Here is a 12,484-nt window from a genome sequence, read left to right on the forward strand (position 1 = left end):
GAGTCCCCCCATGTCATCAGAACTCGTGATTGTTTATCACCGCCAGCCTTACGAAGAAGTCGAAGAGAACGGCAAAACCGTCCTGCGCGAGAATAAAAGCCCGAACGGGATTGTCCCGACGCTCAAAAGCTTCTTTGGCAGTGTCAATCACGGGTCGTGGGTGGCTTGGAAACTTGCCGACGATCTTGAAAATCCTGGCTTTGCGCAAAAAATCGAGATTGATGACGACTACGGGCAATATACCGTGTCGCGTCTTCCGCTGACATCCGCACAGGTCAAGGAATTCTACCATGTGACCTCGAAAGAGGCATTCTGGCCGATCCTGCATTCATTCAAGGAACGCTACAACTACGACCCTGTCGACTGGGCAAACTTTCGGGATGTGAACCGCCGTTTTGCAGAGGCGGCTGCGGCCGAAGCAGCAGAAGGTGCGCTGGTCTGGGTGCATGACTACAATCTCTGGCTTGTGCCAGGCTATCTGCGCAGTATGCGCCCAGATGTGCGTATCGCATTCTTTCACCATACGCCGTTCCCGTCAGCAGACGTTTTCAATGTGCTGCCGTGGCGCAAGGAAATTGTCGCGAGCCTCTTGGCCTGTGACGATGTGGGCTTTCACATCCCGCGGTTCGCAGCCAACTTTGTCTCCGTGGTCCAAAGCCTTTTCGATGCTGACATCGTGTCGCGCGAACGTGTTCCTGACAAATGGATCACTGATGGCACCGCATTGACGGAACGCTCTGTACCGACACGGATCAGCTATGACGGGCACGAGGTTTCGGTAAGCTACACACCACTTGGCGTGGACACCGATTTCATTGATGCGCGGGCGAACCAGCCTGAAGTGCATGAAGCAGCAAAGGCGATCCGGGACGAGATGGGGGATCAGCAGTTGATCCTGAGTGTCGGACGCACCGACTACACCAAAGGCGGTGTCGAGCAGCTTGCCAGCTTTGAACGGGTTCTTGAAGCCGAACCCGATCTGCATGGCAAGGTGCGCTTGATGCATGTGTCGGTCTCGGCCAACCGGAATATGCGCGCATATGAGGAAATTCAAAACGAGATTGAGCAAGCCGCAGGCCGGATCAATGGCCGCTTTGGCTCGTTCGAGTGGCAGCCGATCACGCTGATTTCGCGTGCGATCCCGTTTGCCGATCTGATTGCCTATTATCAGGCGGCCGACGTGGCTTGGATTACACCGCTGGCAGATGGCATGAACTTGGTCTGCAAGGAATTTGTTGCCTCGCGCGTCGATGATGACGGCGTGCTTGTGCTGTCAGAATTCGCCGGGGCAGCCGTTGAACTCGGAGACGCCGTCATTGCCAACCCGTTCTCGCATCGCGCGATGGATCACGCGATCCTGCAGGCGATCAGAATGCCAGGCGACGAGCGTCGCGGCCGCATGGCAAAGCTGCGCGAAGCCGTCAGATCAAATGACGTGCGGGCGTGGGGGCCTGGCAGACTGAAGGTCACAAACGTCAGGCCAATCGCGGCAGAGTAAGCGTCACTGGTGTACGGCAGCGTTCGTTCAGGTCGTCTAGCGCTGCACGGCGCAGGTGCTATTGCACACCTGTCGCGCGCTTGAGAATATCGACACCCTGCATCTTCCAGAAGTGAAGCAAGTCGATAAATATCCAGTTTTCCGACAGCTTGTCCCCGTCGCGGCGATACATGTCGATGACGCGCATATCCCCGAACTGGCCTGTTGCTGGCATCCCCATAAACCCGCCTTCATGGCGGAGTGACAGGTTAGGGCGTCCGAAAAAGCCGCCGTATGATCCTTCTGCGATTTTAGCAACGTGCCCGATGAATTTCCGGTCACGGAACGCCATGCGGAAGGGGCCTGCGTGTTGTTTGGCGTAACGCTCGATCGTGTATGTCGCGCCTATACCCGCAGGACCCCACCAGATCATGTCTTCGTTCCAGGTGCGTCTGAGTTCATCCTCAAGCCCCGAAATATCGCCGCCGGTCCATCCGGCGATATCGCTGATCATGGCGTTGATCGCTGCCATGGTCTTGGCGCCCTCGGCCGGATCGACGTCCTGAAAGTATAGTCCGTCATGGGTCAGTGGCCCCGGTTGCACAAGCGTTGCAGCCGTCTGCGGGCCGAACGGATTCTGTCCGGCCTGCTGCATGAGGTGCGGAATGTCGAAATACATCGCCTCGTGGGTTATCCGACCGTCTTCGACTTTGTGAAAGGCCGCATAGCGCAGCATCGCGATCTTGCGTGTAGGACGAATGCCCAGCCAAGCGCCATCAAACAACCCCATGAGGTGACCCATCGAGGCCACCCAGAGCGACGCGCCATCATCAATGAAGTTGCGCCCGGCGAAAAACAGGTCGAGCCGCCGCTGCATCGGCCTCAGTGCGGCCTGCAGCGGTTTCCAGAAGTGTGTTGCGACTTCTTGCGCATTGCTGAAATCGTCGAACGGGTGAAAGCCCTGCCACACCAGATCGGGCGCGCAATAGGTGCTCATCGCAGCTTCGGGGTCTTGTTTCAGCGCATCATAGTATGCGCGCACCAGGGATTTGGCGTCCTCAAACTCGCTCATCGGTCTTGCTCATCAGGTAGGTGGAAACGTTGGTCGTGTTTACCCTTTTACGGCACCTGCGGTCAGGCCACTCACGATCTGTCGCTGGAAGAACAACACCAGCACAAAGAGCGGCAGCATCGCTGATACAACGGCGGCAACCGCATACATCACATTGCCTGCATCAAAAGTTGACCCGAGGAATGACGCAATCTTTGGCACCATTGTCTGGTTCTCTCGGCTCAGAAGCATCGATGTCACCGCAAAGTCGTTATAGGCCAGCAGGAAGCTAAACAGCCCTGTCGTGATCACGCCAGGCCACATGACCGGAATGATCACATAGCGGAACGCCTGAAACCGTGTGCACCCATCCACCATCGCGCTTTCATCCATGTCTTTGGGGATGTTGAGAAAGAAGGAATGCAGCATCCACAATGTAAACGGCTGATTGATAGCCACGAGCACGATGATTGTCGTGGGTAGGTGGCCCCAGAGGTTCCACTGAAAGAACGGCAAAAGGTAACCTGATACCAGCGTGATATGCGGCATGGCCCGAAACACGAGGGCTGCCATCAGGATCCAGAACGCATAGCGATAACCCGACCGCGCCAGCGCATAGCCGCCCAAGGTTCCCAGCGTCAGCGAAATCACAACGACGCTGACAACGATGATCATTGTATTCATCACCGCGCGCCAGAATTCATTTGTGACCCAAGCGCCGTAATAACCATTGCCCGTAAAAGGCGCGCCGGTTTCAACTGTGGTTCGCACACCCGTCAGGGCATAGGTCCAATCCGCCTTTGAGAAGAAGTCGGCCTCGACTTTGAAAGAACCCCACATGGTCCAGACAAAGGGGAAGGCCGCAAGGATCAGCCATAGAATGACAAATCCGGTGGAGACGATGACAAGGCCTTTGGGGCGTCTTTGGGTTGCAGCAGACATGGTTGTCCTCTCCTAGGCGCGCTTGCGGTTAAAGTCGCGCCAGGTGCGCAGCAGCACTGGCGACAGAAGGATACAGACACCGACGATTGTCATCATCGAGGTCGCGGCAGCGGACCCGAAGAGCGCCGTGTCTCCGCGCAGATCATCGTAGATAAATGTACTGAGTGATGACGCATTCGCCTGCGCCGAGAAGGCCACGATCGGCTCGAACACCCTGAAGTTATCCATCAGCTGGATCAGGATCACGAACACAACCAGCGGCATCATATAGGGGATTGTGACATAGCGGATGCGCTGCCAGCGGTTTGCGCCGTCAATCTGCGCAGCCTCCAGCGTTTCGCTCGGCACGGTCTGCAGGCCCGCGTAGAAGACAACAAAGGCAAACGGGGCAGAGTGCCAGATGCCGTAAATGAACAGCATCAGCCACGTGAGTGGTGCGGAGGCTTTGACCGATAATCGCGGGTCATCAAAGATGTTTTGCAAGGCAGCACCCAGAATACCGTCAGCATCCACCATCCAGAACAGCACAAGGCCACCGATCAGCGGTGTCACGATCATCGGCAGCAGCGAGATAAAGATTGTCGGTCCCTTCACGATGCGCGGCAGTGAATTGACGCCAAGCGCAATCGCCAGACCAAGGACAATTACGAAAGGTGTCACGATCGCAGTATAGGACAGCGTGAATGCCAAGGCCCGATAGAAGGGCAGGTTCATCAGGAATGACCCGAATTCCGACCAGCTTTCAGTGGTATTCCAGGCTTCAGAAACTTCGGCAAAGGCCAGATGGTTGCGGTCAGTGTATGTGCCAAATCCGTTAAAGCGCCCAAGCGGGTCAGCTTCCTGCAACGCACGTGTCGCCTCGACATCGACCACGACTTCTTCCTGGCATCCGAAGGGGCCGCAGTTCTCGGTGACGATGGTCACCTGATCATGTTTGACGAAAAGCGACTGCGTCATGACAGAGCCAATCGGCAGTGCGATGAACAGGATCATCGCAAGGAGTGAGGGAAACATGAACCAGAAGAAAGTGCGATGTGGCATGTTCGAGCCTCCAATCCTTAGGAAAGACAGGGCGCGACGATGCGCGCCCTGTCAGCATGCTTAGATTACAGGAAGCCCTGTTCTCTTGCCGCAGCAGTGTAGGCTGCTTCGACATCGGACAGTGCCTGCTCGGCGCTTTCGTTGCCCTGCAGGAAGTCAGACAGTTCGTTGCCCAGTGCTGTGTGCAGAAGGCCCATGAACGGCAGCATCGGGTAGGGGCGTGCGCCGCTTTGCGCTGTCGCCGCGACACCTGCTGCTGCTGGACCAGGTTCGAAGCCGTCAAGCAGCCACACGGCCAGATCGTTGTTCTCCGCGACCATCTCTGGCGAGAGGCCGTGAACCAGTGCAGCGAAGGTTGCTTCTGCATCTTCATCAGAGATGTTGGCAGAGATCGTGAAGCCGTCCCACCACAGTGTCGATGCAGGTGTGTCGCCACCGCCAACAGTCGGCGCGCCTGTCAGGACAGTCGAAGACACGATTTCTTCGGTTGAGCCTTCGTCATCAAGGATTGGGCCGCCGCGCGAACCCCACATTGTGGCAAGCGCAAGGTTGCCGGATTCCCACTCAGCCGCTGTCGCGTTTGAGTCGAATGTCAGGAAGTCCGGGTCAGACAGGTCAACCAGCTGCTTGAGCATGTTGAGAGCGGCGACGCCTTGCTCGTTGTTGATCGAGACCTGTGCTGTGCCTGGCTCAAAGAACTGGCCGCCATGGCCCAGATACATGTTCACGAACTCTTCGCCGAGGTTCCAACCTGTCATGGTGTTCATTGCGAACGGGTTTTCCATGATGCCGGCGTCTCTGATGGCCTGTGCTGCGGCAACAACTTCTTCGTAGGTTGTTGGAACATCGAGACCGACCTGCTCAAGAACGTCGGAGCGGTAGTAAAGGTGCTGTGCGTTCGCCATGAAGGCAATCGCCATGACCTGGCCGTCAATCGTGATCAGCTGCTGCGGCTGCAGGTCTTGACCGTATTTAGCAACGAGGTCATCCAGCGGGCGGATCAGACCCTCGTTCATCAGCGGAACGATGGAGCTGTTTGCAACAACTGCGGATGTGTATTCCGCTGGGTTCGCTGTCAGCGCGGCAACCTGCAGGTCGCGATGCTCTGTAGTGGCGTTGTGTTCGATTGTGACGCTATCGGTCTCGCACTCGCGTGCCTTCTCGACCATGGCGTGCAGAGCGCCAAAGTCATTGGACAGAATGCGGATCGAGCCGGACTCAATGCCACAATCGGCATATGATGCCGTTGCTAGCAGTGTGGCCATGGTGCCAGCTGCGATGGTTTTCATAAATGACATGTCAGGTATCCTCCCTTTCGGACCCGATTTTGCGGACTTTGCCGCAGGTTAGCAGTGATTGAATCACCTTTTTTGCATTCGCATGCATTCAACTATGCGCAATTTTCTGATTGTAGCAAGAGAATTGTAAGGGGTAGACGCTGCCGAACTGTCTAATATTCATCGTTTTGTTGCGCGATGCCAAAGATGCGGGCTTATCGCCGAAAAAGTTTCGCTTGCCAAGATCAGCCAATGATGCAAATTTCTTGCATACGCACCCAAAACTGAAGGCGGAATCATGGCCGAAATCCAGCTCAAGAGTATTTCCAAGCGTTGGGGCAGCTTTGTCGGCGTCCAAAGTTTCGACCTGACGATCCCTGATCGCGAGTTTCTGGTGCTTCTTGGCCCGTCGGGGTGTGGCAAGACAACGACGATGCGCATGATTGCAGGGCTTGAGGGTATTACCGAAGGGGAAATCCTCGTTGATGGAAAGCGGGTCAACGACCTTGACCCCAAAGACCGCGATGTCGCCATGGTGTTCCAGAGCTACGCGCTCTATCCCAATATGTCGGTTTACGAAAACATCCGCTTTCCATTGAAGGTGCGCGGGATTGATCCCTCAACCCATAACGAGAAGGTCATGCGCGCGTCGGCGATGGTCGAACTCGATGATTTCCTTCACCGCAAGCCCGCGGAACTTTCAGGGGGCCAGCGTCAGCGCGTGGCGCTTGCGCGGGCGATTGTGCGGGAACCCAACGTCTTTTTGATGGATGAGCCGCTCTCCAACCTTGATGCAAAGCTGCGTGTCTCAACACGCGCGCAGATCAAGAACCTCAGCCACGAGCTGGCGGTCACGACAATCTACGTGACCCACGACCAGATCGAGGCCATGACGCTCGCTGACCGTGTGGTGGTGATGAACAAGGGTGTGGTCCAGCAGGTCGGCACACCCACCGATATCTACGACAACCCGGCGAATACCTTTGTCGCAAGCTTCATCGGCAGTCCGGCGATGAACCTGATCGACGGCACCGTCTCTGGCGGGACCTTCACCGCACCCAAGACATCCGTCGCCGGAACCGGATTGCCAGACGGTGATGTCACGCTTGGTTTCCGCGCCGAGGATGCGTCATTGGCCACCGCCGGTGAGGGTCAGATCACCGCCAACATCTACTCGCTTGAGCTTCTTGGTGACGCCACAATGATCACCGTGCGGATCGGTCCGTCACTCGTCAGCGTCAAAGCCGATAAATCCTTCCGTGCCGAGATCGGCGACCCTGTCAGCATCGCGATCCCGCATGATCAGTGCCATTTCTTTGACGCGGGCTCCGGCCAGAGACTTCAGAACTAGTCCGCTATGAAACAGATCACCACAACAGGCGAACCATGACCGCGCAACCGCAGGCTGGGAGGCCTGCGAGCGCGCCGCAATAGCGCCCCGAGAATCCCGAACTGTGAGGCACAGAAGATGGCAATCACCTTTCTTAAACGTTCCAAACCCGAATCCGAAAAAGCAGCCGAGGATGCAAAGGTCCGCGGCATTGTCGAAAGCGGCCTGAAAGATATTGAGGCCCGCGGCGATGCGGCCGTGCGCGAAATGTCGGAGAAGTTCGACAACTACAGCCCTGACAGCTTCCGCCTGACGGATGGTCAGATCGAGGGGCTCATGTCCAAGGTCTCCGCCCGCGACATGGAAGATATCAAATTCGCGCAAGAGCAGGTGCGCAACTTTGCGCAGGCCCAGCGGGACTCAATGCTGGATATCGAAGTCGAGACCCTGCCGGGTGTCGTTCTTGGCCATCGCAACATTCCTGTGCAGTCTGTCGGATGCTACGTGCCTGCGGGCAAGTTTCCAATGGTCGCCTCGGCGCATATGTCGGTCGCCACGGCAACAGTTGCGGGCGTGCCGCGCATTATTGCGGCCACAGCGCCGTTCCAGGGCGAGCCCAACCCGGCTGTCGTGGCCGCGATGCACCTTGGCGGCGCGCATGAGATTTATGCGCTTGGTGGCATTCAGGCCGTCGGCGCAATGGCCATCGGCACGGAATCCATCGAACCTGTGCATATGCTTGTCGGCCCCGGCAACGCCTTCGTGGCCGAAGCCAAGCGCCAGCTTTACGGTCGCGTCGGCATCGACCTTTTCGCAGGTCCGACCGAAACAATGGTCATCGCAGACGAGACCGTTGACGCTGAACTCTGTGCGACTGATCTCTTGGGGCAAGCGGAGCATGGCTACAACTCTCCGGCGTGCATGATCACCAATTCGCGCAAGCTGGCCGATGCGACGCTTGCAGAAATTGACCGGTTGCTGACCATCCTGCCAACGGCTGAAACCGCATCGGCGAGCTGGCGTGACTACGGCGATATGATTGTCTGCGACAGCCACGAAGAGATGCTGCAGGTCGCCAACGATATGGCCTATGAGCACGTGCAGATCATGACCGACCGTGATGATTGGTATCTCGACAACATGCACAGCTACGGCGCGTTGTTCCTTGGTCCACGCACGAACGTGGCGAACGGGGACAAGGTCATCGGCACCAATCACACGCTGCCCACCAAAAAGGCCGGTCGCTATACTGGTGGTCTTTGGGTCGGTAAGTTCCTGAAAACGCACAGCTACCAGCGGGTTCTGACGGACGAGGCTGCGACGATGATCGGTGAATACGGCTCACGTCTGTGTATGCTGGAAGGCTTTGTCGGTCATGCCGAGCAGTGCAACATCCGTGTGCGTCGCTACGGCGGGCGCAATGTGCCTTACGGTGCTGCGGTCATGCCACAGGAAGCTGCGGAATAATCCAGATGACGCCTGCGGAGCTCAAATCACTCTATGCGCCTTTCCAAAAGGCGGTGGCGGGTGCATCGGCAGACAAGATCCGTCACGCAGTGACGGCGCTCTTCGCTGATGACGCGGCCCTTCACCTCTGCCATCCATTCGGCGCACTGACAGGCGGTGCTGCATATCTCGACACCTGTCTGGTGCCACTGCGCGCGGCGATCCCTGATCTGGAACGCCGCGACATGATCCTTCTTGCGGGAACGACTGACGAGGGTCAGAACTGGATCGGTGCGATGGGAAATTACATGGGGACGTTTCTCGCCCCGCTCCTTGATATTCCGCCGACCGGAAACCTCGTGCATATGCGGTATCACGAATTCTTCCGCATCGAGGACGGCAAGATTGTCGAGATGCAGGCGATCTGGGACATTCCCGAACTGATGATGCAGGCGCGGGCGTGGCCAATGTCTCCGCAGTTGGGCGCATTCCTCTGCACACCGGCCCCGATGAGCGGTGACGGGCTGACCGCGTCAGGCGATGGTCAGGCAACCTATGAACATGTGGTGGCAATGCTCACCGACCTCTGCCGTTATCCCTCAGAAGGCGGGCCTGAGGTGATGAACCTGCAGAAATACTGGCACCCTCAAGTCAACTGGTACGGCCCGTCAGGGATCGGAACAGCGCGAGGGATTGACGGTTTCAGACATTGGCATCAGGCCCCGTTCCTGCGCGGTATGCCCGACCGCAAACTCGATGCGATGGGCGATCTGATGTCCCATTGGTTTGCCGAAGGTGCCTATGTCTGCGAAACTGGTTGGCCGAACATGCGCCTGACAATCACGGGCGACGGCTGGATGGGAATCCCTCCGGTCAACAAAGAGGTTCTGATGCGCAGTCTAGATTTCTGGCGGGTCGAGGATGGCCTTATCCGTGAGAACTGGGTGCTGGTCGATCTTCTGGATGTTTACCGCCAGATCGGCGTCGATGTTCTGGGCCGGATGCGTGAATTCAACAAGGCGCGCAACCTCGGGCCGATCAGCATTCCTCCGGGGGAGGCGGCATGAGGGGGCGTGCATATCAGGCGGCGACACTCGCCCAGAAGGGGCAGTCCGCGCCGTTCAAACATAACCAGCCAATCGCGGGGCAAAAGCGATGACATTGCCAGCAGTCCCTTCCTTCCGGCTTGATGGAAAACGTGCGCTGGTGACGGGCGCGTCCTCCGGTATTGGTGAGGCTTGCGCCGTGGCACTGGCCGCCGCCGGGGCAGAAGTGACACTTGCCGCACGGCGGGCCGACAAGCTGCGCACCCTCGAAGATGCCATCAAGGGGCAGGGCTGGCAGGCCCGGTCACTGGCCATGGACGTCACTGACATTTCCGAGACCACCGCAAAGATCGCCGAGGCTGGCCCGTTTGATATTCTCGTCAACTCCGCTGGGCTGGCGCGCCACTCTGCAGCACTTGAAACGCAGGAAGCGGACTTCGATGCGGTGTCGGATATCAACGTCAAAGCGGCCTATTTTCTCAGCGTTGCCGTCGCCAAAGGTCTGGTCGCGGCTGGCAAGGCTGGTAGTCTGATCAACATCTCCAGCCAGATGGGCCATGTCGGCGGCGTCGACCGTGCCGTCTACTGCGCCACCAAACACGCGGTCGAGGGCTTCACCAAAGCCATGGCGATCGAGTTCGGACCGCACAACATTCGCGTCAATACGATCTGCCCGACGTTTATACTGACGGACCTGACGCGCCCGACCTTTGGTGATCCGGTGAAACGCCAGTGGATCGAAGACAAGATCGCATTGCCGCGCGTGGGCGAGGTCGAGGATATCTCGGGCGCGGCTGTTTTCCTTGCTTCAGACGCCGCTGGCATGATCACCGGCAGTGCGCTCTTGATTGACGGAGGGTGGACAGCCGCATGAAGAGCCGCGTCACAGCCTTGGAGGTCGCAGAACGCGCAGGCGTCAGCCAGTCTGCCGTCAGCCGTGTCTTTACGCCGGGGGCATCCGCCTCTGAAAAGACCGCCGCCAAGGTCCGCCGCGCCGCAATGGAGCTTGGCTACAGGCCCAATATCCTCGCGCGCGCGATGGTGTCCGGGAAATCGCGGATGATCGGCCTGCTTGTGGCGTATCTGAACAACCAGTTCTATCCTGAGGTGCTGGAAAAACTGTCGAACGCGCTGCAGGCAAAAGGCTATCACGTCCTTGTCTTCATGGCGCCACAGATCGCCGGCGACATAGATCATGTCATTCAGGAAATCCTCGACTATCAGGTCGATGGCATCGTCGCGGCCTCCGTCGCGCTGTCCTCAGAACTGACAAACCGTTGCGAAGAAGCCGGCGTGCCGGTCGTGCTTTTCAACCGTGCGCAGTCTGGCGACAACTTCTCTGCGGTAACATCCGACAACGTCTCTGGCGGACGGAAACTGGCGGAATTTCTTGTCGCAGGCGGCCATGAAAAGATCGGCTACATCGCCGGATGGGAAGACGCCTCAACCCAGCGGGACCGCGAATTCGGCTTCCGTGCCGGCATCGAGATGGCAGGCCAGCAAATTGTGGCCCGCGAGGTTGGAAACTTCGCGCATCTGCAAGCGGCAGAGGCGGCGCGGCGGATGTTTGACCGCCCCGACCACCCTGATGCGGTCTTTGCCTGCAACGACCACATGGCCTTTGCGGTCATGGACGTGCTGCGCTTTGAACTGGGCCTCTCGGTGCCAGGCGATGTCTCTGTTGTGGGCTATGATGATGTGCCCAATGCCGCCTGGCCTGCCTACAACCTCACCACCGTCCGGCAATCGGCCAATCGCATGGTCGCCGAGACGGTCGCGATCCTCGTGGATCAGATCGAAAACCAGAATAAAGAACCTCGCCGCATCGCGCTTGACGGACCACTGAAGGTGCGCGGTTCGGCACGTATCCCGGAAGGATGGAAGACATGAAGGGCTTTTCAAACCGTTGGAAAGATTTCCCAGACTATATCATCGGCATCACCAAAGAAATCTGGGAGGACCGCGGCGTCGGGACCCTGAACCATTACTATGCGCCTGATATTCCTGTCCGTTCGCCAATGGGAATCCAGCGCGGTAATCAGGCCGTCATTGCCTCGACCATGGCGACCATCAATGAATTCCCCGACCGCGAGCTTCTGGGCGAAGATGTCATCTGGTCCGGTGATGAAGACACTGGCTTTTTGTCGTCACACCGCCTGTTGACCAAGGCCACCCATACCCGTGACGGACAATTCGGCGCTGCCAGCGGCAAGTCTTGGCAGATCTATGTCATTGCGGATTGTGCGGCCAAGGAAGACACGATCTACGACGAATGGCTGATCCGCGATTACGGCGGCATCGTCAGGCAACTGGGCATGGACCCGCGCGATTACGCATCTGCCCTGATCGCGCGCGAGGGCGGGCCGGACAAGTGCAGCAAACCTTTCACACCTGCGATGGACGTGGACGGCGGCTATCACGGCACCGGCAATGACAATGAATGGGGTCAGCGATACGCCGATACGCTGACCCGGATTATGAACCACGACTTCACCCATATCCGTGACAGCTATGACCGCGCCTGCATCGGTGAATACGCCGGGGCCAATCGCGCCGTCGGCTGGGAGCGTATTCTGGAATTCTGGGTCGGGTTGCGCGCGTCTTTCCCGCATGCGGAATTCAAGATCCACCATCAGATCGGGATGCAAGGCAACATGCTTTCCCCCCGCGCCGCTGTCCGCTGGTCACTCGATGGCAAGCATGACGGGTGGGGCGTCTTCGGCGAGCCCACAGGCGCGCATGTCCACGTCATGGGCATGTGCCACGCAGAGTTCGGACCCTACGGGCCTGATGGCATCGGCCTGCGCCGTGAATGGGCGCTTTATGATGAAGTCGCCATCTGGAAACAGATCCTGATGCAGCAAAGCTGACGAA

11 protein-coding genes are annotated in these 12,484 nt (G+C 58.0%); 7 read left to right on the plus strand and 4 right to left on the minus strand.

Annotated features, from left to right (window positions below; translation table 11 throughout):
- Window positions 1-10 precede the first annotated feature (10 nt).
- Window positions 11-1,498, plus strand: a complete 1,488-nt coding sequence (gene ggpS / locus BM316_RS03745) for a glucosylglycerol-phosphate synthase (protein ID WP_090204149.1) — start codon at window positions 11-13, stop codon at window positions 1,496-1,498.
- A 58-nt stretch (window positions 1,499-1,556) separates the two neighbouring features.
- Here the strand turns inward: ggpS and BM316_RS03750 are convergent, their stop codons facing one another.
- The 4 genes from BM316_RS03750 to BM316_RS03765 form a co-directional block, all read right to left on the minus strand.
- A complete protein-coding gene (locus tag BM316_RS03750) occupies window positions 1,557-2,549 on the minus strand; it encodes a nuclear transport factor 2 family protein (protein ID WP_090204151.1) in 993 nt (330 codons plus the stop codon).
- 39 nt (window positions 2,550-2,588) lie between these two features.
- On the minus strand, window positions 2,589-3,470 hold the full coding sequence (locus BM316_RS03755; RefSeq protein WP_090204154.1) for a carbohydrate ABC transporter permease: 882 nt from the start codon (window positions 3,468-3,470) through the stop codon (window positions 2,589-2,591).
- Between the two features lie 12 nt (window positions 3,471-3,482).
- Window positions 3,483-4,511, minus strand: a complete 1,029-nt coding sequence (locus BM316_RS03760) for a carbohydrate ABC transporter permease (protein ID WP_090204157.1) — start codon at window positions 4,509-4,511, stop codon at window positions 3,483-3,485.
- A 65-nt stretch (window positions 4,512-4,576) separates the two neighbouring features.
- Window positions 4,577-5,809 (minus strand): ABC transporter substrate-binding protein, encoded by a 1,233-nt coding sequence (locus BM316_RS03765; RefSeq protein WP_090204159.1) that lies wholly within the window; start codon window positions 5,807-5,809, stop codon window positions 4,577-4,579.
- Between the two features lie 277 nt (window positions 5,810-6,086).
- Here BM316_RS03765 and BM316_RS03770 point away from each other — a divergent pair, with 277 nt between their 5' ends.
- The 6 genes from BM316_RS03770 to BM316_RS03795 all read left to right on the plus strand — a co-directional run bounded on the left by BM316_RS03770 (window position 6,087) and on the right by BM316_RS03795 (window position 12,480).
- Window positions 6,087-7,139: an ABC transporter ATP-binding protein gene (locus tag BM316_RS03770; protein ID WP_090204162.1), complete on the plus strand. Its 1,053-nt coding sequence runs from the start codon at window positions 6,087-6,089 to the stop codon at window positions 7,137-7,139.
- A 117-nt stretch (window positions 7,140-7,256) separates the two neighbouring features.
- Complete coding sequence (gene hisD, locus BM316_RS03775; RefSeq protein WP_090204166.1) at window positions 7,257-8,585, plus strand: histidinol dehydrogenase; 1,329 nt, start codon at window positions 7,257-7,259, stop codon at window positions 8,583-8,585.
- A 5-nt stretch (window positions 8,586-8,590) separates the two neighbouring features.
- The gene (locus BM316_RS03780) at window positions 8,591-9,631 is read left to right on the plus strand and encodes an ester cyclase (RefSeq protein ID WP_090204168.1); all 1,041 of its coding nucleotides are present in this window, start codon (window positions 8,591-8,593) and stop codon (window positions 9,629-9,631) included.
- Between the two features lie 88 nt (window positions 9,632-9,719).
- The gene (locus BM316_RS03785) at window positions 9,720-10,484 is read left to right on the plus strand and encodes an SDR family NAD(P)-dependent oxidoreductase (RefSeq protein WP_090204171.1); all 765 of its coding nucleotides are present in this window, start codon (window positions 9,720-9,722) and stop codon (window positions 10,482-10,484) included.
- Window positions 10,481-11,500, plus strand: coding sequence for a LacI family DNA-binding transcriptional regulator (locus tag BM316_RS03790; RefSeq protein ID WP_090204173.1), 1,020 nt, complete (start codon window positions 10,481-10,483; stop codon window positions 11,498-11,500). Before BM316_RS03785 ends, BM316_RS03790 begins: the two co-directional genes overlap by 4 nt.
- Entirely contained in the window at window positions 11,497-12,480 is a 984-nt protein-coding gene (locus BM316_RS03795) for a nuclear transport factor 2 family protein (protein ID WP_090207485.1), read from the plus strand. Before BM316_RS03790 ends, BM316_RS03795 begins: the two co-directional genes overlap by 4 nt.
- Window positions 12,481-12,484: the final 4 nt, after the last annotated feature.

Origin of the sequence: Yoonia litorea (genome assembly GCF_900114675.1) — a bacterium.
Classification (GTDB): domain Bacteria; phylum Pseudomonadota; class Alphaproteobacteria; order Rhodobacterales; family Rhodobacteraceae; genus Yoonia; species Yoonia litorea.